We start from the raw sequence: 25463 nt of genomic DNA, 5'->3' as shown, positions 1-25463 counted from the left end.
AGCCAATCGACGTGGTCTTGAATGGTCGTGCCCCCCAAATGGACCTGCGCCGTTCGAATATTCCAGCGCAGGTCCGTTGCTTGACGTTATGCCGACGCTTTTTCTGCCGTTTCTCTCGGTATCCGGAACCAGGTCACGTAGAGAGCGGGCAGGAACAGCAGCGTCAGGACTGTACCGACCACGATGCCGCCCATCATGGCGTAGGCCATCGGTCCCCAGAACACCTCGCGCGAAATGGGGATCAGGGCCAGGGTGGCGGCGGCCGCCGTCAGCATGATGGGCCGCATGCGGTGTTCGGTTGCCTCGATCACGGCATGCCAGGCACTGACCCCCGATCTTCTGAGATCCTCGATCTGCACGACGAGAATGACCGAGTTTCGGATCAGGATGCCGATCAGCGCCAGCACACCCAATATCGCCACGAAGCCGAGCGGCGCATTGCTCATCAGCAGGGCGGCAACGACGCCGATGAGAGCCGTGGGGGCGACCGCAAAGACAAGGAACAGCCGGCTGAAGCTCTGCAACTGGATCATGAGGATAGTCGCCATCACGAAAATCATCATGGGAGCGACAGCGGCGATCGGTCCCTGTGCCTTGGCACTTTCCTCGACGGCACCGCCGACGATGACCGAGTAGCCGACCGGCAGCGTCTTCCTGAATTGCTCGACCTTCTCGTCGAGCTGCTGGACGACGGTTGCCGGCTGGACGTCGCCAGTCACGCCCGCCTTGATCGTGATCGTCGGGATGCGTGCGCGGCGCCAGATGGTCGGCTGCTCCAGCTCGTAGCGGAAAGTTGCTACGGCCGACAGAGGAACCGCCTTTCCGTTCGAGGCTGGCAGTTGCAGGTTCTGCAGCGTTTCGATAGAGCCGCGCTCTTCCGTCTGAGCCCGTCCGATCACATCGATAAGGTAGATGTCATCGCGGATTTGGGTGCTGCTCGATCCTTCGACGATGCTGTTGAGTGTGGTGGCGATGTCTTCGGACGAGACGCCGAGCTGGCGCGCCTTGTCCTGCAGCACGTCGACCTTGATGACGCGGGCGGGTTCGTTCCAGTCGAAGTTGATGCCGTTGAGCAATGGGTTGTCACCCATGATGCCCGCAAAGTCCTGCGCTATGCTGCGGACCTTTTGGATGTCCGGGCCGCTGATCCTGTATTGAACAGGCTTGCCGACCGGCGGACCGATATCCAGCAGCTTTACGAAAGCGTCCGTTCCGGGGAAAGTCTTCTTGAGGTAATCCTGAAGCTCGGCCCGCACTTTGTCGCGTACGTCCAGCCCCTTCGTCACGATGACCGTCTGGCCGAAGGTAACGTCAGGCGTCTGCACGTCGAAGGAGAGGATGAAGCGCGGCGCACCCTGGCCGATATAGCTGGACCAGTGATCGATGCTCGGATTGTTGGCAAGCATTTCCCGTTCGAACTGGGCCATCTGCCGGTTCGTTTCGGTGATCGAGCTGTTATGCGGCAGGTTCCAGTCGACGATCAGTTCCGGCCGATCCGATGACGGGAAGAACTGTTGTTGCACATAGCCCATGCCGAAGATGGAAAATCCAAAGGCAACGATGGTGAGCGCGATGGTCGCCCACCGGAAGCGCATCGCGGTTGCGAGAGTCCCCGAGAATAGCGAAGCGAACCAGCCCTTCTTCTCGTGATGCTTCTTCATGGTTTTGGGCAGGATCGTCACCCCTAGCAGTGGGGTGAAGAGAACCGCGACGATCCAGGAGACCAGCAGCGATACTGCGATCACGACGAAGAGCGTGAAGGTGAACTCGCCGGCGGCACTGTCGTTGAGGCCGATCGGAATGAAGCCCGCGACGGTGACGAGCGTGCCGGTCAACATGGGGAAGGCCGTCGAGGTGTAAACGTAGGTCGCCGCCTTGCGCAGGTCGTCGCCGACCTCCAGACGTGCCACCATCATCTCGACGGCAATCATGGCGTCGTCGACCAAGAGGCCGAGTGCGATGATCAGGGCGCCGAGCGAGATGCGCTGCAGCGAAATGCCCGCATAGGTCATCACGAGGAATGTAATGGCAAGGACGAGCGGAATGGAGATCGCAACGACCAGGCCCGCTCTCAGCCCGAGGCTGATGAAGCTGATCGCAAGCACGATGGCGATTGCTTCGAAGAGCGCGCGGGTAAAGCCTGAAACAGCCTCATCGACGACGGCCGGCTGATCGGAAACCTGATGAACATCGACGCCCACCGGCAAAATGCTGACGATCTCATCGACCTTCTTTTCCAGAGCCTTGCCGAATTCAAGCAGATTGGCGCCCTGCTTCATGCCGATCGCAACGCCGATGGCCGGCTGGCCATTGAAGCGGAAAAGCGCAGACGGCGGATCGACATAGCCGCGCTTGATCGTCGCGACATCGGTCAGAGGAAAGAAGCGGTCGTTGACCCGGAGGTTGATCGCGCGCAGGCTATCCTCCGAAGCAAACTGGCCGCCCACGCGAAGCGCGATGCGCTCGGGCCCCGCCTCGACGAAACCGGATTGGGTGACGGCGTTTTGCGCCTGCAGCGTCGAGATGATGGACTGGCGATCGATGCCGAGCGCGGCGATCTTGCGGGTGGAGAATTCAAGATAGACCGCTTCGTTCTGCGCCCCGATGATATCGACCTTGCCGACGTTCGGAACAGTGAGAATACGGGCGCGCGCATCTTCGACGAGGTCGCGAAGCTGCCGCTGGGAGAGGCCGTCGCTGGTGAAGGCGAAGATATTGCCGTAGACGTCGCCGAAGCGGTCGTTGAAGAACGGTCCAACCACGCCGGACGGAAAATCGCCCTGTATGTCCGCGACCATGTTGCGGACGCGCACCCAGGTGCTTTCCACATTCTTGGCTTTTGTCGTTGGAAGCAGTTCGACGAAAATGGTCGTCTGCCCCGCGGTGGTGACACTGCGGGTGTGGTCCAGCGATTCGAGTTCTTCCAGCTTCTTCTCGATGCGATCGGTCACCTGCTTGGTGACTTCCTCGGCGGAAGCGCCTGGCCATTGCGCCTGGATGACCATGGTCTTGATGGTGAAGGAGGGGTCTTCTTCGCGGCCGAGCCCCATATAGGAAAACACGCCGGCGAGAAGGAAGACGATCATGAAGTACCAGATCATCGAACGGTGTTCGAGCGCCCAGTCGGAGAGGTTGAAGGTCTTCAAAGTTGGTTCTCCTGCGTGAGTTTGACCTTCTGGCCTTCGGTCAGGTGATGGACGCCGGCAATCGCTACTTGATCGCCGATCTGGAGGCCGCCGAGGACCCGTACCCGGTCCGGATCGCTAAAGGAGCTATCGAGGGTTACTGCCTTGCGGAATACCGTCGCTTTCTGAGGGTCGATCACCCAGACGCCGGGCTGGCCGTCTTTGTCTAGGATGGCGGTCGATGGGAGAGAGATGGTCGGCGCGCTGTCGACGACAGCGCTTGCCGTAATGATCGAACCCAGACGGAATGCGTCCGGCGGATTGGCAAGCGTTATCTTTGTGCGCCTCGTCCGCGTGGTCGCCTCCGCTTCAGGCGCAATTTCGCGTACGATGCCTGTGACCCTTATGGCCGGATCAAGCTGCAGGGCGATCTCGAACGGCGAACCCGGCTTCAGGCCGTCAAGGCTTGCCTCTGGGATATCGATGACCGCCTCGCGCACGTCCGGACGCGCAACAGTCAGGACGGTTTGTCCAGCCGAGACGACCTGGCCGATCTCCGCCGATGTCGCTGTGACCACGCCATCGAACTCCGCTTCCAACTGGGCATAGCCAAGCTGTTCTTCCGCTTTCGCCAGATTGGCTTGCGCTTTGGCGACGGAAGCGGCGGCTGACTTTTTCGCCTGCTCGGCGCTTTCGAGAGCGGCTTCGCTGCCCGATCGGGATTCGGCAAGCGCGCGCTGGCGTTCTTCCGATGTCGAGGCATTGGTCAATTGCGCCTGGCTGTTTGAAAGGTCGGCGCGGGCGCTGCGGACAGCAAGCTCGAGTGAAAGGGGATCGATGGCGGCGACCACCTGTCCCTTGGTGACGAGATCGCCGACATTGACGTCACGCGCGACGACCCGGCCTAGCACGCGAAAGCCAAGTTCCGTCTCGATTCTCGGTTCGATCGTGCCAGGCAGTTTCAGGCTGATGACGGGCTCTGGTTTGATGATCGTCGACAGAACCGGCCGTATTTTCTGTTCGGACTGGGCGGGCTTCGCGTCGCAGGAGGTCAGCATCGACGTTGCCAGCAGCAACGATGCTGCAATCAGGAAGTTTCTCATTTCGCGGCCTCTTGGGAATGGTCGACGTGCTGGCCGGGGCGCAGGAATTTGCCGCCTTCAGCAACCACGATCTCATGTGGCTTAAGTCCGGCACTGACCGCGAACTGTCCGGTGTCATATTCCGCGACTTGAACTTTGCGTAAGGAGACCTCGCTCGTGGCGGGGTCGACGACCCAGACCGCCGGCTGGCCGCCCGCCGATGCCATGGCGCCCCACGGCAGGACGATTGCTTCTGCCGACGGCATGCTGAACGTCCCCGTGACCGCCGCTCCGAGCGGCATGCTGGCACCATTTTCCAGCCCGACCTTGACCCTGATCGTGCCCGTAGTGCCATCGATCGTCGGCGATATCTCACGCACCGTCGCCGATACCCGCCTGGCGGCATTGGAAATCAGGGCGACCTCAACCTGCTTGTCGGGGCGCTCCTTGAGAAACAGCGACTCGAAGACATTGAAGACCGCATCGCGCGGACCGTCATGGGCGAGCGTGAATACGGACTGAGCCGCCTGCGCCACCTGGCCGACCTCGGCGTTGCGTTCCGTGATGATCCCGTCCGCGTCGGCGCGAAGTTCGGTATAGGAAAGCGCATCCTTGGCGGTTTCAAGCTGAGCCTTGGCTGCCTCCTCAGTCCCTTGAGCGGTCAGAAGCGTCTCCCGGGCGGCATCGTAGGCAGCTCGGGTGGTGACTTGGTTTTTGAAGAGGCTTTCCTGGCGTGCGTCCGCCAATTGTGCCTGCGTCAACTGTGCTTCGGCTGCCTGAAGGCTTGCGGTTGCCACATCGACGTCTGCCTGCTGTTCTTGCGGATCTATCTTGGCCAGCAGGTCGCCGGCCTTGACCTTCGCTCCGACATCGACGTTTCGCTCGACAATCCGACCGCTGACGCGGAACGAAAGCTCCGATTCAATCCGGGCCTTCACTTCGCCGGTCACGGTCGTCTTTGCCGTGGGTTTGCTGAGCGCTGCCTCAACGGTTCTGACGCTCTGCGGCACTTGCTTGGCCTGCTTGTCATTCTGATCGCATGAGGAAAGCGCGAGCGTCAGCGCGAACCCCATGATGATTGCCCATTTACCCATTTCATCCCCTCGATCGCGGATTTCATGTTCGTGTCCAGCCAAATATTATTGACTGACTGATTAGTCAATGAAATAGTTGGTGACTATGGAAGCGATTGTGGCGAAGTATCCCGAGCCAGGGAGGACGTGAGATGTCAGCAGGAAAACAAATGGGGTTGCGCGCGCAGCGGAAAGCGCAACGGCCCAATGAGATCCTCGATGCGGCCTTCGAAGAGTTCGTAGAGCGGGGCTATGTGGCGACACGCGTCGAGGACATCGCCAGTCGCGTTGGCGTGACGAAGGGGACGATCTACTTCTATTTCGACACCAAAGAGCGGCTGTTTGAGGAGATGCTTCGTCGCATCTCCGTGTCGTTTTCCGATGTCAGCGCCTACGCAAAGACACTGAGCGGCCCCTACTCGGAAAGGATCAGGGCCTTTCTCCGCATGGCCTACGATCGCATCGTGCTGGACCGGAACACGAGAGAACTCCTCCGCTTTGTGATCGCTGAGGGGGCACGCTTTCCTCAGGTCGTGGATCGCCATCATGAAGAATTCATCGTCCCGCTTATGGATGCGACACAAAAGCTTTTTGAAGACGGAGTTGCCGCCGGCGAACTGCGAGATGCGCCAGCAATCAAGATTCCCGATACGGTGATAGGAGCGGCCGTGACGCTATGTATATCGAAGATGATCTTCGCAGATCGCATACCACAGGACGTCGACGCATTTTTCGAAGCGCATATGGATGTTATTCTGCACGGACTGATGGCAAAGGACTGAGTTGGCGGAGCTTGGCCGCCAAGGCCTGCGACTTTGTTTTATGACGCTTTCAGCAGATGTTTGAAATCGCCCTTGCGTGCAAGGACATCGGCCAGGGAATAGCGATCGAGCGTTGTCAGAAAAGATTGCAGCGCTTCGTCCAATACGCTGGTAAGACCGCAGGCGGGCGCGATGATGCAGGAGCCGCAGCCGACCAGATCAAAGTCGTCCTCCGTGTGACGGACTAGTGCGCCGATATTGATTTCGGCGGGTGGCTTAGCAAGACGTATGCCGCCGTGACGCCCACGCACGCTCTCAAGATAGCCGGCGTTCACCAGATCGTTGACGATCTTCATCAGATGGTTCTGCGAGACGGCATAGCCGCGTGCGATATCGCCGATCGAGCATAACTTGTCCGGCTCCCTGCCAAGATAGAGCATCACGCGCATGGCATAGTCGGTGTAGCGCGTCATTCGCATCTGCATGTCTCCTAATGATGTATTCTTGTTGCATGTTTTCCGACGAAGATATAGATGCATTCTGGATGCATGATTTGGAGTTCGGCAATGGCGGGGTTTACGCTTGGTGGCAAGGGGCTAGGTCACCTCATCGATGTGTTTTATGCTCATGCCCCGGCCGATACGAAGATCGGTCCGATCTTCAATGAAATGATCGCCGATCCACATTCAACCGCTAATGGCGGCCGATCGCACGTTTTCAGCCTCCCCCGAAATCACTCAAATCACAGGAGATATCGATGAAGCAGCCCCTCAGCACGCAGACCATCGCGCTGGTCAAGGCCACCGTTCCCGCGCTCGAAGCCCACGGTCTCGAGATCGTAAAGGAGATGTATGCGCGGATGTTCCAAAATGCGGAAATTCGGGATCTGTTCAATCAGTCGCATCACGGTGATGCTGGTTCGCAGCCGCGGGCTCTAACCGGAGCGATCCTTGCTTACGCCAGCAACATCGACAATCTGGGCGCGCTTGCGCCTGCTGTGGAGAGGATTGCGCAGAAGCATGTCGGGCTTCAGATCCTTCCCGAGCACTATCCCCATGTCGCGGACGCTCTGCTCGGCGCGATCAAGGCCGTGCTGGGCGATGCCGCGACCGATGACATCCTCGCCGCATGGGGAGAGGCCTATTGGTTCCTTGCCGATATCCTGATTGCGCGCGAAGCGCGCGTCTACACGGAACAGAAGGAAGTTGCCGGCGGCTGGAACGGCTGGCGGGATTTCCGTGTCGAGAAGGTCATCCGTGAAAGCACCGTCATCCAATCGTTCATCCTGCGGCCGGCTGAGGGGGGAAGCGTCATGAACCACAAGCCGGGGCAATATCTCACCTTCTGGCTCGATATCCCCGGCCATCCGCCGGTCAAGCGCAACTATTCGATTTCGTCGGCGCCGAACGGCGAAACCTACCGTATTTCGGTGAAGCGCGAGCCGCACGGCCTTGCCTCGGGATGGCTCCATGACAAGGCCGTGGCGGGAACGATCCTCAAGGTCGCAGCACCCGCAGGCGAATTCTTCCTCGCCGATCGTCCCGAGCGTCCTGTGGTGTTGCTCTCTGGCGGCGTGGGCCTGACCCCGATGGTGGCAATGCTGGAGGCGCTGGTCGCCGAGGGCCATGACGTGCCGGTCCACTATGTCCACGGCACGCATGATCGCGAGACGCATGCGATGCGCGATCATGTCCGCGCGCTTGCGGCAGGGGCCAAGGCGGTACGCGTCACCGACTTTCACCAAACGCCGCTTGCCGACGAAACCGCAGACCGGGATTACGACGTAGCAGGCATTATCACCGACGACTGGCTGGTCTCCAATACTCCGGTCGGCGAGGCGGATTATTATATCTGCGGACCGCGTCTTTTCCTGCGTTCCGCGGTTTCGGCGCTGTCGCTTGTGGGTGTGCCGTCGAACCGCATTCACTACGAGTTCTTCGGTCCAGCCGACGATCTGCTCGCGGCTTGAGGGGGCGAGTAAAGGTCACGTTTGCGGCGGGAGCCTATCGGTTTCCGCCGCAAAGGGATTCCGATTACAGGGTGCGCGTTCGCCCGAACGAACGCAGCAGAAGATTGACCGAGACGGCGACTTTGTCGATGTCGTGGATGTCCTGCGAATATTCACCGGTGTAGAGCTTCACAATCATTCTGTCGCGATCGGATTTGCTGAGATCGAAATACAGATGAAGATAGTAAGCTTGCTTGTCGCCACCGCGAGCGATGCTCCTTCGCCGCTGGGTGACCTGCTTGAGCTCTGCGGCGAATGGCGCGAAGCCGTCAAACTTTAGCGAGACTGATCGAGACTGAAACTGGGTTTCAACGGGCACTGCGACGACTGCTTTGTCCAGCGCCAGGCTGACGACCTCTCCAGGGATACCGTCAACCGTGGCAGCCTCTTCCAGTTTGAATGCGTGAAACAATCGCCGGGGCTTTTCAAAGCAGATAAGAGAGGCGATGATCAAAACAATGATATTGATACCTGCCCACAAGGCCGCGATCGGCGAAAACTGTCCTTGAACATTGGTGGTTTCCGGCACGATGTTGATCAGCAGACCGGCGGCGGTGATCGCGATCAGGCTCGCGATACAGGTAAACGTGTATCTGTCGAACTGGTTCGCCTCGTTGCCGCTACCCTTCGGCGTCACCCTGAATGGTTTGCCGAACGGCCGGATCAAGCTGGACACGACAGTCGGCAGCATTCGGAAGGTCGAAAATGTCCCGACGGCACTTGAAATGATCGGCAGGTAACGCGTCGGTGTTATCCACAGCATCAGCAGGAAATAGGCCGTCAGCAGCGGAATCTGGTAGGAAACATAGTCGGCGATATCGGTAAAATAGAGCGGCAGCAGCCCGAACCAAAGATAGACGATCGGCACGATCAATATCATGAAACGGACCAGATATTGCACCAGCCACGATGCCGGCAGGAACATGATCCGTTGAAACAGCGACAATCCCGGGCCGCGCAGCGGGCCATTATGCAGGTAGAGCGTCTGAATGCCGCCCTGACACCACCGCTCGCGCTGCACGAAATAGCCGGTTAGGTTTTCGGCTGCCAGTCCCATCGACAGACGCTCGTTCAAGTAGCGCGTCTTGTAGCCCATGTTGAGCATGGACAACGTCGTCAGCAGATCCTCCGTGATGGACTCCGTTGGAAAGCCGCCGATCGCGTCGATTGCTTTGCGCCGGGCGATCGAACACGAGCCGCAGCAAAAACTGACGTCCCACACATCTCTGCTGGGAGCGATCTCGTCGAAAAACAAGCGCTGCTCATCCGGCCAGATATTCTCCAGCCCGAGGTTCGATTGCACCGGATCGACATTGAAAAAATGTTGCGGCGTCTGGACGATGCCGACGCTTTCATCGGAAAAGAAAGGCAGCGTCCGACGCAGAAAATTCCGGTATGGCACAAAATCCGCATCGAAGACGGCGACGAAGTCGCCCGAGCTGACCTTCAGCCCGTTGTTCATGTTGCCAGCCTTGGCGTGCGAATTATCGCCGCGCGTGACGTGAATTGCGTTCTTTTCCTCGCAAAATCTCTTGAGCCAGTCTCGGCGCTGGTCGTCGAGCACGTATACTCTGAGTTTGTCGGCTGGATAGTCGAGCGACAACGCTCCAACGATGGTTCTTTCGAGCACGTCGAGCGGTTCGTTGTAGGTGGGAATGAAGACATCCACCGTCGGCAGCTCCCGCTCGTTGCGCGCAAAGAAGACCCGCGCCAGCTTGTCGGCTTCGGCGCTTCGATCGACGTAACGGCTCATCAGCACAAGGAAAAGCACGACCTCCGTAAAGGCCAGCATCTCGACGATGAAGACAAACCACACCCAATAGAAATTGAGGCCGTCATAGGGATAGGGAAGAACGGTTTGCGTCAGGCGCCAAAGTATATAGCGTAACGCGATCGCTCCGACGAAGGCGCAGGTGATTGCCCTTGTCCAGGTATGGTGGCGCGACCAATTGAACGGCCCCAGCAGAAAAAGGGCCAAAACGACAAAGGTCGGAGCCAGCGCTAGAAGATACTGAACCACAGGTTTTTAACCCAATTCGTCAAGCCGATACCGTGTTTGGGAAACCGCACCTGAACCGTCCGCCCGACCTGGCAGAAATTCGCAAAGTCGTCGTTCATGAAAGACGGATCGAGATGAACCCGAATGCGGGCATTGCGCTGCGACGACACCGGCAGGCTGGCTGCAAAGGAATCACTGTCGACAGCCGCTGAACTGCCTTTTACGGAAACCACCGTGCCGTTGAAGACATCGCTGCGCCCGAACAACCGCACCTGCGCAGCAAGCCCAGGATAAATCTCGTCATAATCGACCTCGGGAACAAGGATATCGACAAACATCTCCCGGCAGTCGAGGAGACGCATCAGCTCACTGTTGAGCACGACATTGGAGCCGTTGACGATACTCCTGCTCCAAACCACCCCATCGAACGGGGCTATTGCGGTTGCGGACTCAAGGCTGCCGACGCGGTTTCGTTCTTCGATCAACTGCTTGTCGACTTCGGCGGCGCGTGTCTCATTTTCCGCTATGCGGGAGTTCAAGTCACCGATCCGGACGATAACTTCGTCCTGGCGTTGTCGCGAATAAGGCACATCATTCTGCCCGTCGCCGAACGCAAATATACCCTGGCGAAGCGCAGTGAGCCTTTGCTCCAACTGATCGACGGTCAGATTGCTGATTTCGACCTCGCCGCCGGTTGCAGCTCCGGCGGCGCGCGCGGCGTCGACCATCCTCTGCGTGAGAATGCCTTTTGATTCAAGATCCATTCGGCGGCTCAGGTCGACCTGTGCGGCAAGATCCTGGGCTTGGGAGACCTGGACTTTCTTTCTCAGGATCTCCACTTCGCGTTCCAGATTGGAAATCGTCGCTTCCCTGAAAATGTCCAGGCGTTTGGATAGCTGCTCGCGAAGGGCGGTAAGCGCGTCTCGCTCCGCCTTCAGCGCCACGACGCGGTCGCGCGCCGTATTGCGATCCGCCTCGAGCGACGCAAGGATTGCCCTGTTGACGCGTGGGTTGTTGATTTCCGCAAGCGTCTGGCCCTCGTTGACAGGTGTGCCAACCTTGGCGGGCTCTCCTGAAATCATGCCGTCGATGGGGGCGTTGACGATGGCGAAACGAGCATTGACGGTGCCGTCACGGCTCGTAAAGCCGGTAATTGCCGGTAATGAGACGATGATGGCGATCGTCAGCAGCAACAGTCCGACAGCGATACGTGTGATGCGATGATTCCAGATCATGGTGATAGACGAAGAACCCGCGTTGACAACCCTGAGCGCCGCCGAATGGCGACGATAGATACAACTAACTCTTGCGTAATTTAGCGTAATGAAAATTAGCTAGCAAGTGAGGGTCGCAAAATATGGATAACGAAAAAACGGGTCCGTGGCGCGCAAGTACGGAAACGTTAACGCGCGCTTTTGTGCAACGAATCTAGTCGCTTGGAAGGCCATGCCTTGCTCATGATGGTGCTCTGACAGGTCCCGGAATGAAACCTCGGCGTCGACGGTCTGCCATCGGGCATTGCGATATTCTGATGTCGGGTCACAGGACAGTTGTCGCGTGTACTGCGGACTGCCGTGCTCTCAGCCATCGGGTAAGCGGCGCCCGCCGTTCAGGCGAAGGCCGCTTGCCCGATGGAAACGCTCATCCGCGCGAGGTGGTAATCACCTCGCCATAGATATTTGTTTCGCGCCTTAGAATTCTTTCCAGGAGGTGGCGGCCTCTGCCACGGCTGTCCCTCCGAGAGCGCCTGCCAACTTCGCTGTCAGTCGACGTGCCGGCGACTCCACAGGCCTATGTCGCTTATGTGCTTCTGCAACAGAGGCTGCGGCCGGCTGATTGGCCGCGCCGATCCGGAAGCGGCCGAGCAGATTAAAGAGAGCTTCTGCTTCGTTCGCAAGGCTATGGCTGGCGGCGTTGGATTCCACGACCATGGACGTATTCTGTTGCGTGCCCTGATCTATGGTGTTGACCGCCTGGTTGATTTCTTTGAGGCCGATTGCCTGTTCTCGCGAGGCTTCGACGATCGCCGCCACGTTGGCATTGATGGCCGCCACTTGCTGGCCGATCTCGTCGAGCGCCTGGCCGGTATCCCCGACGAGCGCCACGCCATTCTTCACCTGGTCGCCGGAGGTGTTGATCAACGTCTTGATCTCCTTGGCAGCCGCCGCCGAGCGTTGTGCAAGCTCGCGGACTTCCTGCGCGACGACGGCAAAGCCCTTTCCGGCTTCGCCAGCGCGCGCCGCTTCGACACCTGCATTCAGGGCAAGAAGGTTCGTTTGGAAAGCGATATCGTCGATGACGCCGATGATGTTGGAAATCTCGTTCGAGGATGCCTCGATCTCACCCATCGCAGCGATCGCGCGGCGAACGATATCACCGGATTTTTCCGCATTTTCGCGCGCCGTTACGACCAATCTACCAGCCTCGTCGGCGCGACGGCTGGAATCCGTGACCGTGGTGGTGATCTGTTCGAGGGCTGCGGCGGTCTCCTCGACAGAAGCAGCCTGCTGTTCCGTCCGTTTGGATAGGTCGTCGGTTGCCGACCTGACCCGATTGGAATCGGTCGCAATCGACTGTGCATTTTGGCCGACCTTGCGAAGAGCGTCCTCAAGCCGTTCTACCGCAGCGTTGAAGTCTCGGCGCACGACGTCGAGCGGCGGCGCGAAGGCGACGTCTATCCGATGTGTGAGATTGCCACTGGCGAGCTGGCCGAGACCGCCGGCGAGCGCATCGACCGCGAACTTGATATCTGCCGCCTCCCGCGCGCGGACTTGCTCCTGCGCCGCGCGTTCCTGTTCGGAAAGCGTGCGATTGGCTTCCGCTTCCGTCTCGAGCCGCTGGTGCTCCCGAGCCTTCGCTTTGAACACCGCAACCGACTTCGCCATCGCGCCGATTTCATCGGAGCGTTCGGAATGTGGCACTTCCCCGGTGTAATCGCCACCAGCAAGCACGCCCATATAGGCTCTCATCCTTTCCAGGGGCACGATCGCCCTGCGTCGCAAAAGGAGTGTCCCGCCAACCAGCAGAAGTATCGACCCGCCTGCAGCGGAGAGCGAGAATATGGTCCAGCGGTCAATCTCTGCGCGGGCGCCCGACTCCTGACCCGAGAGGAAATCGTTCGAGCTGGTCACCAGTTCTTCAACGGCATCCTGGTGCAGGTGAAACGTGCCCTTGAGATGAACGAGCAGATCCTTGACTTTTGCCATATCCTTGGCCGCCAGCGCCGGGAGAACCTCGCCGTCCATTTCCTTCCAAAAGACATCGGATTTGGTCAGCACGGCATTTGCCAGTTGATCCTTCAAACTCTGTGGCAGACTGGAGGTTTGCCAGTAAGCGCGGCGCTCATTGTAGTCGAGTTGGAGTTTGGCGATCTTGGCCGCATTCGCGGTGGCGAGCTCCGGAAAATCACTGGCTTCCAAAACCAGCATGTAGGATTCCACCACGAAAAGCGGCGGCGGCAGGATATCGGCAACGAGATCCTTTCCGTTGACGACCTGCTCATAGATCGGCCCATTCACTTTGAGCCGGTTCAAGGCCATTTGTTGCAACCCTACCGAGCCAGAAAGCCCTATGGTCATCACGACACCGAAAGCAATAAGGCTCTTTGCAATACTGATGTTCATAAAAGTTGCCCTAATAAAAATGGATTTCAACTAGAGCTATTTGCTTAAATTGTATTTAATAATGAATTAATTTTTCAGAAATATTCGCAAAGCGGATAGGTCTGGCGCCTTCTGTTGTGGTTTTGATGAAGAATTGGACTATGGAGTGACAGGTTGATCGGCATGCTCTCTGCCGTTCGCTGGTTTCCTCGGACCTTCTCCGATATGCGCAACGCACAAGTCTATGCTCACTTCGCTGTCGTAGCGCCGCGTACCTGGCAAGATCGTCGCGGCTGACCGGGGAGTTCTGCACTTCCTTACGCTCGGGCACTAGAGCGGTTCAGCGTCTCACGGAATCGCTTTCCCGCTCTATCCCTCTGTTTTTACGCAATTCCGGACGGAAAACCGCTTCGCACTTTTCCTGGAATTGCTCTAAGCCCGTTTTGGCCTCGATGGGGTCTGGTTTAGGTCGGCGGCCGCCTTTTTCAAGCAGGCGAGGTAACGGTCCCGGTTCGCAAGGCCGTCGTCGCGCGGCGTGACGAGGCAGAGCGTTCCGGCGACATGACCTTCCTGGTCGCGTATCGGTACGGCAAAACAGTGTGTGAAGCTGTCGACGATGCTGTTGAAGGTGAAGAAGCCCTCGTACTCGGCTTTGCGCACCTCGGCGATGAAGGTCTCTGGGTCGAGCCATTCGCCGCTCGGCAGGCGGAAATCATCCGAAGGAATGAAGTTCAGGATTTCCTGATCGGACAGGTGTGCGACGAGCAGGCGGCCGGAGGCAGTCCACGGGATCGGAACCGATTGGCCGATATCCGTCGAGATGCGGAATGGCCGGGCGCCTTCCCGCATGCGGACGACCGTGTATTTGTTTCCATCCAGCACGCAGAACTGTGCCGTTTCCCGCGTTTCGTCGGCAAGCTTCTCGAGCGTCGCCTCACATTCGCGGGTGAAATCGAAGTGGTTCTCATAAGCCGCGCCCAGGAAATAGAGCTTGCGGCCGAGATAGACGCGCCCTTCGCCACCCGTAAATTCAAGAATGCCGTTGTGCAGCAATAGGTTGACGAGCTCGTAAACCGATGAGCGCGGCGCGCCGATCTGCGCAGCGATTTCGTTCGGCTTCAGGGCTTGCCGTTTGTGGCGCAGGAAATCGAGGATCTCGAAAGCGCGGTCGAGCCCTCGGGCGCGCTTGCCGCCTGCTTCGTCCTGAACTGCATCCATCGTCGTCGATTCCCGTTCCTAGTCCGGCACAAGCTTTTCAAGCCGTCCGCTGCATCTGTCAATCGATCCCGCCACTCGTCGCGAACGAAATTTTTGCACCCCTCTTGCGAGGGGAAAAAATCGGCATAAGATCGCCGACGTCCGGTATAAAGATCATATGTACAATATAGCGGACACAAACAGATGGCAAGCGCAAACGCTGCCGCACACAAAAGGGGAACGACATGAAGAATTTTGAGAACTGCACCTCAGCTTCGCTGCGCAACCGCCTTCTCGCGGGTGCTGCCGCCGCTGCGGTCCTTCTTGCCTTTTCGGCCGGCACGGCGTCGGCCGCAGCCAATTGCATCAAGGGTGATCGCAAGGCGCCCTATACGATTGGTTGGGCGAACATCTATTCCGTCCCGACCTGGATGAAGCAGACCGAGGGCACGATCACCGATGAAGTGGCTGCTCTGAAGAAAGACGGCCTCGTCAAGGACCTGAAGATCACCGATGCACAGGGCAACGCCCAGACGCAGATCCAGCAGATCCAATCGATGATCGACGCGAACCTCGATGCCATCATTGTCGAAGCCGGTTCGTCCACGGCTCTCGACCGCGTCATCTCCGACGCATGCTCGAAGGGCATTGCCGTCGTCAATTTCGACAGCCTCGTGGACACCAAAAATCTGACGGCGAAGATCAACACGGACTCCAGCGAATGGGGCGCAAGGGCTGCGCAGTGGATGGTCGATCAGCTTCACGGCAAGGGGAAGATCATCATCATGAACGGTCCCGCCGGCGTTTCCGTCAGCGATGACCGCCGCAAGGGTGCGCAGCCGGTGCTCGATGCGAACAAGGGTATTCAGATCATCACGGAAACCAACACGGAATATAACGTCGCGCCGTCCCAGGAAGCCATGACAAGCCTGCTGTTTGCCAACCAGCAAATCGATGGCGTTCTGTCGCTTGGCGGCGCGCTTTCGGCCGGCTCCGTTCTTGCCTTCGAGCGTCAGGGTCGTGACCAGGTGCCGACGACAGGCGAAAACGCGCGGCAGTTCCTGGAACTCTGGAAGGAGAAGGGTCTGAAGGGCTGGGCGACCATGCAGCCCAACTGGCTCGGCGCGCTCTCCGTCTATGCGGCCGTGCAGGCGCTGCAGGGCAAGAACGTTCCGGCCTTCGTCAAGGTGCCGCTGCCGGTTATCGATGACAGCTCGATCGGCGGCTATCTCGCAAAAGCCGACAAGTTCCCGGCCGACGGATATATCTACTCGGACTACGACAAGGCGCTCTTCGACAAGCTGCTTGCCCAGTAATTCGTCTTGAAGGAAGCCGTCATGAAGGAAGAAAATCCCCTGCTGGAAGCCCGGCAGGTGTTCAAGGGATTTTTCGGCAATCCCGTTTTGAAGGGCGTCGACATCGCCCTTCTTCCGGGCAGGGTTCATGCCCTGCTCGGAGAAAACGGCGCCGGCAAGTCTACGCTGATCAACCTGTTGTCCGGTGCTCTCCAGCCCGACAGTGGTTCCATCGTCGTTGACGGCAAGCCCGTCGGACGCTTCAGTCCGGCGGCTGCGCGTGCGGCGGGTATCGCCGTGGTCCAGCAGGAGCTGAGCCTCACGGCGAACCTCTCGATTGCTGAGAATATCGGGCTCGGCGCGTTTCCGCGCCGGTTCGGCCTCATCGATTATGAAGCGCTTCATCGCGGCGTGCGGGAAGTCTGCGACATGGTGGGGCTTACCGAACCCATCGACATGCCGGTTGCCGATCTCGCGCTCGGCCGCCGTCAGATGGTGGAGATTGCCAAGGCGCTGTTCCGCAAGCCTTGCGTGCTCATTCTGGACGAGCCGACCTCGTCGCTGTCAGCTCATGAAGCCGGCATCCTTGCCCAGGTCATCGAGACGCTGAGGAAGCGCGGCATCGCACTTCTTTATATTTCTCACCGCCTCAATGAGGTGCAGGCGCTTTGCTCGCATGTCACGGTGCTGAAGGACGGCGGCGTCACGGCAGATCAGTCGCTATCCGGCATCGATGGCGAAGGACTGGTGCGCCTTATGGTCGGCCGCGAGACCGGCGACCTGTTCCCGCCGCGTCCAGCCGCAACGCCCGGCGCGACGCGCATCAGCGTCGAAGACTTTTCCGCCGGTAAGGTGCGCCACATCGGCTTCTCCGCTCGCGCCGGCGAGATCGTCGGCATCGGCGGGCTCGTGGGGCAGGGGCAGGAAGACTTGTTGCTCGGCCTCTATGGCGCAATTCCGGCCTCGGCTGCCCGAGCGGAGATTTCCGGAAAACCCTGCCTGCCCGCCCATGTCGGCGAGGCAAATGCGGCCGGCATCGTCTATGTCCCGGCCGACCGCAAACATGAGGGGCTGGTGCTGCCTCATTCCATCGCATCCAATCTCATCCTGCCCTCGCTCGGGCGGCTCGCCAGAAAGGGGCTGCGCGACCTGCGGGCCGAAGATGGCCTTGTCGCCGACCTCGCGCGTCGCCTGACGATCAAGGGCGATACGGCCCGCCCGGTGCAGGCGCTTTCCGGCGGTAACCAGCAGAAAGTGGCGCTCGCCAAATGGCTGCCGCTCGATCCGTCCGTGCTACTGCTCAACGATCCGACGCGCGGCGTCGACATCGAAACCAAGCGCGAAATCTACCTCATGCTCCGCGCCTTCGCCGCCGAGGGACGGTTGGTTATCCTGGCGAGTTCCGACACGCCTGAGCTGGTGCATCTTTGCGACCGCGTCGTGGTTCTGCGCGAAGGGCACGTTGTGGCGACGCTATCGGGCGCTGCGATCAGCGAAGGGGCGATCGTCGGTGCGGCCATGGGCGTCACGACACAGGGAGTGGCAGCATGAGCGTAGTTTCGTCATCCGGCAGGCTCTATGGCCTGATCCAGCTCCGCCGTAACCGCGGCCTCAGTGGCGTCTATCTGGTCGTCTCCGCCTTTCTCATCCTCTACGTCGTGCTCTTTCCGGGCATTCTTTCCATCAGCGGCTTTTCGAAGTTCACGCAGAATTGGTTCCCGCTTGCGCTCGTCACCATGGCGCAGGCAGTGCTTATGTTGAATGGCGGCATCACGCTGGCGATCGGGCCGCTGGTGAGCCTTGGGGCAGTGATCGCCGCGACGACAATGGAGGGGGCGCTCGGCGTCCCCGGCGGCATTCTTGCGGTCGCACTCGCCGGTCTCGCGATCGGCGCCGTCATTGGGGCCATCGTGACGCATCTGAGGCTTCCGGCGATCATCGTCACGCTCGCCGGCTCCTTCATCATAACCGGGGTCGCGCTCATCCTGCTGCCGCGACCGGGCGGGTTCATTCCCGAGTGGCTGTCGACGACGCTGGCCGGCGATACGCCCATTGCTTTCCTGTTGTTCGTCATGACGCTCGTGCTCTGGAAAGCCTTTCTCGCAACGCCGCTCGGCCTTGGCATCTATGCGGCCGGCGACAACCCTATCGGCGAATTTCGCTCCGGTGTCCCGGTCGAGCGGGTGAAGGTCGTCGCCTTCGCGCTATCAGGCCTTCTTGCAGCGCTGACCGGTCTCTTCGTCGCCGCGCAGACCGGGTCCGGCGATCCGGTCATCGGCGCGCCCTTTACGCTGAACTCGATTGCCGCCTCCGTGCTCGGCGGGGTCGGCTTCCTTGGCGGCAAGGGGACCATGCGCGGCGCGATCTGCGGCAGCCTGCTGCTCTCTGTCATGATCAACGTCATGTTTTTTCTGGGCTTTCCGCCGGTCGCGCAATATGTCGCGCAGGGCCTGATCATCGTCGGCGCGGTCGCGGTTCCGGAACTTCTCGCACAATGGAAGGCAAGGCAATGAACGTCATCAGGACCGCATTCCGCAACCCGCCGCTCCTGACCTTCCTTCTGGTCTCGCTCGTCTGGATCGTCGCAAGCTTCACGCTGCGCGGTTTCGGGGCCTACGGCCATCTGCGCTACCTGCTCGAACTCGCCGCGGTGATCGGCATTGCGGCTGCCGGCCAGACGCTCGTCATCCTGATGGGCGGCATCGATCTTTCCGTCGGCGCAGTGATCACCGTCACGGCAATTCTGCTGCCGCTCATCTCGCCCGCCTGGGATCCGACCGGCCTCGTCGGCATCGCGACATCCCTTGCCATCGCCGCCGGCATCGGCCTCATGAACGGTGCAGGCTCGGCCTATCTTCGCGTGCCGCCGATCATCATGACGCTTGCCATGGCGACCTTCCTGCAAGGCTTGCTTGTCATCATCGCCGGTGGCAGCGCGATCACCGTCAGCAATCCGGCGGTCATTCTGCTCGGCCAGGCGCGGCCGCTCGGCATTCCGGCAGGCATCGCGCTTTGGCTTGTCGTCTCGGTTGCCGTCCTGCTGCTCATCCATCGCATGCCGACCGGCGCACGTGTCCTTGCGCTTGGTGCGAACCCGCTGGTTGCCCGACTTTCCGGCGTCCGCGTCGAACGCAACACGCTGCTTGTCTATACACTGTCGGGCTTTTTCGCGGGCCTCGCCGGCATTCTCGTGCTGGGCATGAACCGGCAGGGCTATGTCGGCATCGGCGATCCCTATCTGCTGACCTCGATCGCGGCCGTCGTGCTCGGCGGCACGTCCATTCTAGGCGGCCGTGGCACCTATGCCGGTACCATTCCCGGTGCGATCCTACTCGTGACGACGACGGCGCTGATCACGGTCGTCAACGCCTCACCCGGCTGGCGGTCCATCATGTTCGGTACGCTGATCCTTGCGCTCCTCCTCGTATCCGGCCGCGAGGCGCGCCGATGACCGGATGCTATAACGGGCCGTTGATCGACCCGCATCATCACCTCTGGGATCTTACGCTAGAGCGCCATCCCTGGCTTCAGAAAGCGCGGGCGACCGGCGGGGAGACGGCTTTCGGAAGCCTCACACCGATCCTGCGCAACTACGGCATCGAAGATTATCGTGTCGACGCCGTGCGCCAGAACGTGGTTGCAACCATCCATGTGGAAGCCGGCTGGTCCGATGCGCATCCACTGGAAGAGACCGGCTGGCTGGATAGCCTCGACCGCAGCTCCGGTGTGGCGCGCCGTTATATCGCGCGGGTTCCTCTTGACGCGCCGGACCCCATGCGCCTGCTTGAGGCGGAAGCGGCAAACCCAAATGTCGTCGGCATCCGTGATATTGTGAGTTGGCATCCGGACCCGGCGAAGAGTTTTGCGCGACGCGCAGATCTGATGGACGATCCCGCCTGGCGGGCAGGGCTGGCCTACGCTGCGCGGCTTGGGCTGGTCTTCGACCTGATGCTTTATCCATGGCAGATGAAGGATGCGCTCGAGCTTGTGCGTGCCAGTCCTGAAACGCTGTTCGTGCTCAATCACGGCGGAAGCCCCATCGACCGGACGCCTGAAGGCATGACGCTCTGGCGCCAAGGCCTGCAGGCGCTCGGCAATGAGCCGAACGTGCGCCTGAAGATCTCCGATCTCGTCGCTTACGATAACCAGCGGACGCTCGAAAGCCTGCGCCCGGTGATCGAGCATTGCCTCGATTGTTTCGGCCCAACGCGCGCCATGTTCGCGAGCGATTTTCCAGTCGCGGGATTGTACGCTTCCTTCGACGACGTCTATCTGACCTTTCGCACGATCGCCTCGCAATTGTCTCTCGATGAACAACGCGCCTTGTTCTTTGTCACCGCAAACGACACCTACCGCCTCGGTATAGACGACGCGGCCGAGGTCCAGGGAGGTCGCCTTGCCTGACCTTCATATTGCGGAGGAAGCTATGCTGATCGATGACCGGGTGCGCGGCTTTCCTCCAGGCCATCCACCGCTCCCACTCGCGGCAATCGGCAAGCAGGGATGGAAGCCCTATGACGGCAGGATGGCCTTGCCGCTGATCTCGCTCGACCGGCAGGCCTTCTCCAACAATGTCGAGATGATGATGGCCTATGTGAAGAGCCACGGCGCCGAAATCGCGCCGCATGCCAAGACGCCGATGTCGACGGCACTGTCGGATATGCTTCTTACGGCAGGCGCCTGGGGCTCGACGGTTGCCGATATCCGCCAGGCCGCGGTCCTGCTCAAGGCGGGACAACGCCGTCTGATCCTCGCCAACGAGATCGGCGGGGCAGCCGCCGGCCGCCGGCTTGCTGCCCTGCTCGCTGATTATCCCGATGCGGAACTCCATATTTTCGTGGATTCGACGGTGCACGCCGACGCTCTTCGGTCCGCATGGCGGGAACGTGGAGATCTGCCGCCTCTCGGTCTGATGGTGGAGTTTGGCGCCGGTCGCGCCGGTGTTCGCAGCATCGACACCGCGACAGCAATTCTCGATGCGATCGTTGCCGCCGAGACGCCGACTTTCCGGCTCACTGGCATTGCTTCCTACGAGGGCTCCGCTGCGACTGCCGATCCCGAAGAGACGATGCGTCGGATCGAAGCGCTGATGGCGACGACGGCCGACTTCCTGCCCAAGGTCCGTTCGCGCATCGGTGACGAGCGGCCGCTCCTCGTCACGGCGGGCGGTTCGATCTTCTTCGACGTGGTGGTTGCGCGGCTTTCAGCCGCCGTTGCGGCCGATCCCGCGTGTGGTCTCGTGCTGCGCAGCGGCGCGATCTTCTTCCATGATCACGGCGTCTACGAGCGCGGCCTTATCGGCCTCGATGCACGGGGTGGATTCCGCGTCGGCGGCGAATTGGTTTCCGCGGCGGCGGGTTTCCGTCCTGCCCTGCGGGTCTGGGCCGAAGTTCTGTCTCGGCCGGAAGCAGGGCTTGCGATCTGCGGCATGGGCATGCGCGACGTGGCTATGGATCAGGGCCTGCCGCGGCCGCTCGCGCTATATCGTGACGGTGCGCGCCTCAGCGATCTCCAAAGCGCCGAAGTTCTCCGTCTCAACGATCAGCACGCCTTCGTCGCGCTTGCGGATGGTAGCGACGTTTCCGTGGGCGACGTGATCGAGTGCGGCATCTCGCATCCCTGCACCTGCCTTGACCGGCACGCAATCCTCTATGGCCTCGACCCGGATCATTCGGTGACTGCGGCCTATCTTACCAGCTTCGGCTGACCTTCCCTTCCAAAGCAAGAAAAGGAAAAAACTGACATGATCCAGCGTTATCAAAAGGGTTCGCGTATGAGCCAAGCCGTCAGCTACGGCGGGCTCGTCTATATCGCTGGCCAAGTCGCGGAAAATCGCAAGGCAGGCATCGAGGAACAGACCCGCGACGTGCTCGGCAAGATCGACGCCCTTTTGAAAGAAGCCGGCACTGACCGCTCCCGTCTCCTCGCCATCAACGTCTTCTTGCCGGCAATCGTCGACTTCGACGCGATGAATAGCGTTTATGATAACTGGATAGACATCGAAAACCCGCCGGCGCGCGCCTGCGTCGAGGCACGCCTCGCCGATCCGGATCTGCGCGTCGAAATGACGGCGGTCGCGGCCCTCTGACGGCAAGGCAACAGTCCGGACTGGAGACATCATGCATAGCGGCCTCGTCAATCCCATCGACTTTTCGCGTGAGGGCCGGCAGGCCGGTCATCTCACTATCCCCTATTCGATCGACCGTTCACCCTATTATCAGATCCGCATGCCGATCCTTCACTTGAAGAATGGCGAGGGACCGTCCCTGCTTCTGATGGCCGGCAACCATGGTGACGAGTATGAGGGCGAACTCCAGCTCGGGCGGTTGATGCGCCGGTTGCGGGCGGAAGAAATCCGCGGCGCCGTCACCATCCTGCCGATGGCGAACTTGCCGGCGGTGATGGCGGCGCGGCGGTGCTCGCCCTTCGACGGCGGAAACCTCAATCGCGCGTTTCCCGGCGATTCCATGGGGACGCCGACGGCGCGTCTTGCCCATTTCCTCGAACACGAACTCTTCCCGCGCCATGACGTCGTGCTCGATCTGCATTCGGGCGGCACGTCCATGGCGCATCTTCCCTGCACGTTGATCGAGCGGCAGGCCGATGCCGCCCGCTTCGAACGGTCCGTTTCATTGATGCGTGCCATGGGCGCCTCGTATGCCTTCATCGCGGATAACGGGCCGACGGCGCCGACGTCGATGGGGGGTGCCGGACGAGCGGGAACCGTCGGTCTTTCCGGGGAATTCGGCGGTGGCGGAACCGTGACGCCGGAGTCGATGGCCTTTACGGCGGCGGCGATCGACCGGCTGTTCATTGCGCTCGGCATCGTTGAGCGTCCGATCCTGTCGCGCGCACCGCTCCCCGAACCGGGGCCGTTGCAGCTTCTTTCGCTGTCTCGGCACAGCCAGGGCATCTATGCGAACCGCAGAGGCTGGTTCGAGCCGGCCGTCGCACTCGGCGCAATCGTTTCCACCGGCGACATTGCCGGTTGGTATCATGATCTGGAACGTCTGGAGCAGCCGGAGGAAGAGCTGCGCTTTGCGGAGAGCGGCATCGTCATTTCCCATAGATTGCATTGCGACAGCCAGGCTGGCGACTGCCTGATTCAGGTCGCCGAACCCATCTCATCATGAGAAGGGGGATCAGGTGATTGCGTCGACTGCCGCCTTGACCCAGTCGAGGCGCTTTGCCGGTACGAGGCCGTAATTGTAGAAGTTCACACCGTCGGCGCCGGCATTGACGGCCGCCTTGGCGCGTGCGGCCAGGATCGCCGGGCCATCAACTTCCGGATAGAAGACACGCAGGCCCACCCCGAGGAATTTTCCCGGTCCGATTGCCGCCCGCCCACTCCGGATGACATCGGCGACGGTCTCCGGCTCCATGTCATAGCAGCAGAGGATCGCCCCGTCGCACAGCTTGCCGACGGCCGCGAGATCGACTCCGCCGAGCCAGCCGTCCTTCAGGTCGATAAGTATGATGTGTGTCGCCGGATCGGCGGCGGCCTTGATCTCTGCGATCAGACTGGTCACCGGTTCGCTGCGCCAAACGAGATAGGCGTGCAAATCCGGATGGTCGCGAAATGCATCGATGCCGGCGGCTGGAAAATCCGGGAATTGCCGTTCCGGGACGGCCCGGTCGCAGAGTTCCGCGATGTAGCGTGAGACGGATCTGCGCGCCCCTTCGACCGGCACGCCGGCCTTCGTGGCGCGCGCGGTGCAATGATCGCAGAAGCAGAGCGACAGCAGGAAATCGTCTTCGGCGTTCAGACCGACGCCGTCTTTCTCGTGATGATATTCGTGCGCGAATCCCATGAAATTCGGGCTTTCGAGTTCCACCATATCAGGCCGATAGTTCGTCGTGATGTCGCGAACGAGGGTGACGGCATAGGCCCGCGCCGCCGGGCTGGAAGGGCAGAGATTGTAGTAGTTCGGATTGCCAAAGGCGTTCCGTGTCACATGATCGGGATGCAGCATGCCGAGGCGGGTGTTGTGAAGGCAGACGGTCCAGCATGAGACCTTTAGGCCTGTCGCGTCGCGTCCCCTAGCGAGCGCTCCCAGCATATCGCCGCGCTCGGTTACATTCCTAGCCATCAGCGGCCGGATGACCTTGTCCTGCCACAGTCTTTCATCCGGGCGGAAATAGACCGTACCGTCCTCCGGAAAATAGGCCTTTTGTTGCGGGCTCCGCGGCTGAAAGAACCGGCCGGCGTGGTAGGAAGTTGCCATGCTGACCGCCGTGAGGCCCGCGCGACCGCGAAGGTCTGCGGCAAGCGCTTTAAGCCCCTGATCCTGAATGTCCCAGGGGTAAGTCCACATGGAAAGGTGCATGGCGTGCTCCCGATAGATCTGTCCGCTTTATAGAACATGTGTCCGCAATAGTGTCCAGGCCAATCTTGGGGCATAGGCGGCTGTTGCACGCTGCCTTGTGGTTTGCCGGCGCTAAGGGTTGCCTGAAAGCTACAGGTAATCCTTAGCTGGCTATGGATGGTCAGATTGCGGTGAAGCCGTTGTCGACGAACAGATGGATGCCGTTGACGAAGCTGGATTCGTCCGAGGCGAGGTAGAGGGCAGCGCGTGCCACATCTTCCGGTTCTCCGATCCGGCCTTGCTGCGCCATGATTGCCGCATCCGAGACATCAACGCCGAGGGCCTGCAGTTCGGCCACCTCGCGCAGGCCGTGCGGCGTGCGGATGAAACCGGGGCAGACGGCGTTGCATCGAATATTGCGATCACGGAACTCGACGGCAATGGCGCGGGCGAACATGTGCACCGCCCCCTTCGTCGTGTCGTAGAGCACTTCCATCGGCGTCGCGGCAACGGCCGAGATCGACGAAGTACAAACGATGGAGCCACCGCCGGCGGCGATCATTCCCGGAAGCACGGCCTTGGTCATCAGGAACATCGAGCGCACGTTGACGCCGTGCAACCATTCCCATTCTTCCAGGGTCGTTTCGAGAAACGGTTTGATGACGATGGTGCCGGCGTGATTGAAGAGGATGGTCACGGCACCAAAACGATCCTCGATGCCCCTGACCGCTGCAATGACGGCCGCTTCGTCCGAAACGTCGGCAACCCAGTAATCGGCAACGCCGCCGGCATCCTGAATTGCCCGTACCGTCTCTGCGGCCGCGTCGCCGTTTCGGTCGATAATCGCAACCTTGGCGCCTTCCGCCGCAAACAGGCGTGAAGCCGCCCCACCCATTCCGGTGGCTCCGCCTGAAATGATGGCAATCTTGTCCTTGAGCCTATCGGTCATTTATCCCCCACCTGTCATTGTCCGTTTTGGCACAGTCCTACGCTGGAACTGAACGCAACCCGCAAG

The 25463-nt window shown here is 60.3% G+C and carries 20 protein-coding genes; 10 read left to right on the top strand and 10 right to left on the bottom strand.

The features are described 5' to 3' along the window. Nucleotides 1-86: 86 nt before the first annotated feature. The 3 genes from QD357_RS14825 to QD357_RS14815 are packed head-to-tail and all read right to left on the bottom strand — an operon-like array spanning nt 87 to nt 5301. Complete coding sequence (locus tag QD357_RS14825) at nt 87-3146, bottom strand: efflux RND transporter permease subunit (RefSeq protein WP_414124504.1); 3060 nt, start codon at nt 3144-3146, stop codon at nt 87-89. Beyond that, the gene (locus tag QD357_RS14820) at nt 3143-4228 is read right to left on the bottom strand and encodes an efflux RND transporter periplasmic adaptor subunit (RefSeq protein ID WP_414124503.1); all 1086 of its coding nucleotides are present in this window, start codon (nt 4226-4228) and stop codon (nt 3143-3145) included. Before QD357_RS14820 ends, QD357_RS14825 begins: the two co-directional genes overlap by 4 nt. Then, a complete protein-coding gene (locus QD357_RS14815; RefSeq protein ID WP_414124502.1) occupies nt 4225-5301 on the bottom strand; it encodes an efflux RND transporter periplasmic adaptor subunit in 1077 nt (358 codons plus the stop codon). The genes QD357_RS14820 and QD357_RS14815 overlap by 4 nt, the downstream gene beginning before the upstream one ends. 131 nt (nt 5302-5432) lie before the next feature. On the opposite strand from QD357_RS14815, the gene QD357_RS14810 reads away from it, so the two are divergent. Then, nucleotides 5433-6062 (top strand): TetR/AcrR family transcriptional regulator, encoded by a 630-nt coding sequence (locus tag QD357_RS14810; RefSeq protein ID WP_183938494.1) that lies wholly within the window; start codon nt 5433-5435, stop codon nt 6060-6062. A gap of 38 nt (nt 6063-6100) precedes the next feature. On the opposite strand, the gene QD357_RS14805 is transcribed toward QD357_RS14810, so the two are convergent. Next, on the bottom strand, nt 6101-6520 hold the full coding sequence (locus QD357_RS14805; protein ID WP_183938495.1) for an RrF2 family transcriptional regulator: 420 nt from the start codon (nt 6518-6520) through the stop codon (nt 6101-6103). A 278-nt stretch (nt 6521-6798) separates the two neighbouring features. Here QD357_RS14805 and hmpA point away from each other — a divergent pair, with 278 nt between their 5' ends. Next, a complete protein-coding gene (gene hmpA / locus QD357_RS14800; RefSeq protein WP_414124501.1) occupies nt 6799-8010 on the top strand; it encodes an NO-inducible flavohemoprotein in 1212 nt (403 codons plus the stop codon). Between the two features lie 64 nt (nt 8011-8074). On the opposite strand, the gene QD357_RS14795 is transcribed toward hmpA, so the two are convergent. The 4 genes from QD357_RS14795 to QD357_RS14780 form a co-directional block, all read right to left on the bottom strand. Then, a complete protein-coding gene (locus QD357_RS14795) occupies nt 8075-10069 on the bottom strand; it encodes a glycosyltransferase (protein WP_414124500.1) in 1995 nt (664 codons plus the stop codon). Further along, a complete protein-coding gene (locus tag QD357_RS14790; protein ID WP_183938498.1) occupies nt 10051-11283 on the bottom strand; it encodes an HlyD family secretion protein in 1233 nt (410 codons plus the stop codon). The genes QD357_RS14795 and QD357_RS14790 overlap by 19 nt, the downstream gene beginning before the upstream one ends. A gap of 456 nt (nt 11284-11739) precedes the next feature. Beyond that, nucleotides 11740-13671, bottom strand: a complete 1932-nt coding sequence (locus QD357_RS14785) for a methyl-accepting chemotaxis protein (RefSeq protein WP_414124499.1) — start codon at nt 13669-13671, stop codon at nt 11740-11742. A gap of 411 nt (nt 13672-14082) precedes the next feature. Then, nucleotides 14083-14868, bottom strand: coding sequence for an IclR family transcriptional regulator (locus tag QD357_RS14780; protein ID WP_414124498.1), 786 nt, complete (start codon nt 14866-14868; stop codon nt 14083-14085). A 224-nt stretch (nt 14869-15092) separates the two neighbouring features. Between QD357_RS14780 and QD357_RS14775 the strand changes: the two genes are divergently transcribed. Genes QD357_RS14775 through QD357_RS14740 form a run of 8 tightly spaced genes read left to right on the top strand, consistent with a single transcriptional unit; the run spans nt 15093 to nt 23275 of the window. Continuing rightward, entirely contained in the window at nt 15093-16163 is a 1071-nt protein-coding gene (locus QD357_RS14775) for an ABC transporter substrate-binding protein (RefSeq protein WP_414124497.1), read from the top strand. Between the two features lie 21 nt (nt 16164-16184). Continuing rightward, complete coding sequence (locus tag QD357_RS14770) at nt 16185-17693, top strand: sugar ABC transporter ATP-binding protein (protein ID WP_414124496.1); 1509 nt, start codon at nt 16185-16187, stop codon at nt 17691-17693. Beyond that, nucleotides 17690-18655, top strand: coding sequence for an ABC transporter permease (locus QD357_RS14765; RefSeq protein ID WP_414124495.1), 966 nt, complete (start codon nt 17690-17692; stop codon nt 18653-18655). Before QD357_RS14770 ends, QD357_RS14765 begins: the two co-directional genes overlap by 4 nt. After that, nucleotides 18652-19593 (top strand): ABC transporter permease, encoded by a 942-nt coding sequence (locus QD357_RS14760; RefSeq protein WP_183938504.1) that lies wholly within the window; start codon nt 18652-18654, stop codon nt 19591-19593. Before QD357_RS14765 ends, QD357_RS14760 begins: the two co-directional genes overlap by 4 nt. Then, nucleotides 19590-20546, top strand: coding sequence for an amidohydrolase family protein (locus tag QD357_RS14755; RefSeq protein ID WP_414124492.1), 957 nt, complete (start codon nt 19590-19592; stop codon nt 20544-20546). The genes QD357_RS14760 and QD357_RS14755 overlap by 4 nt, the downstream gene beginning before the upstream one ends. Next, on the top strand, nt 20539-21849 hold the full coding sequence (locus QD357_RS14750) for an alanine racemase (RefSeq protein ID WP_183938506.1): 1311 nt from the start codon (nt 20539-20541) through the stop codon (nt 21847-21849). Before QD357_RS14755 ends, QD357_RS14750 begins: the two co-directional genes overlap by 8 nt. A gap of 36 nt (nt 21850-21885) precedes the next feature. Then, a complete protein-coding gene (locus QD357_RS14745) occupies nt 21886-22230 on the top strand; it encodes a RidA family protein (protein ID WP_183938507.1) in 345 nt (114 codons plus the stop codon). A 31-nt stretch (nt 22231-22261) separates the two neighbouring features. Then, nucleotides 22262-23275, top strand: coding sequence for a succinylglutamate desuccinylase/aspartoacylase family protein (locus QD357_RS14740; protein WP_414124491.1), 1014 nt, complete (start codon nt 22262-22264; stop codon nt 23273-23275). 9 nt (nt 23276-23284) lie between these two features. Here the strand turns inward: QD357_RS14740 and QD357_RS14735 are convergent, their stop codons facing one another. After that, entirely contained in the window at nt 23285-24469 is a 1185-nt protein-coding gene (locus QD357_RS14735) for a hypothetical protein (RefSeq protein ID WP_414124490.1), read from the bottom strand. A gap of 160 nt (nt 24470-24629) precedes the next feature. Beyond that, nucleotides 24630-25397: an SDR family NAD(P)-dependent oxidoreductase gene (locus QD357_RS14730; protein ID WP_183938510.1), complete on the bottom strand. Its 768-nt coding sequence runs from the start codon at nt 25395-25397 to the stop codon at nt 24630-24632. Nucleotides 25398-25463: the final 66 nt, after the last annotated feature.

The organism is Rhizobium sp. BR 317 (assembly GCF_047445835.1).
GTDB classification, from domain to species: domain Bacteria; phylum Pseudomonadota; class Alphaproteobacteria; order Rhizobiales; family Rhizobiaceae; genus Rhizobium; species Rhizobium paranaense.
This window is presented reverse-complemented; position numbering and strand designations above follow the sequence as displayed.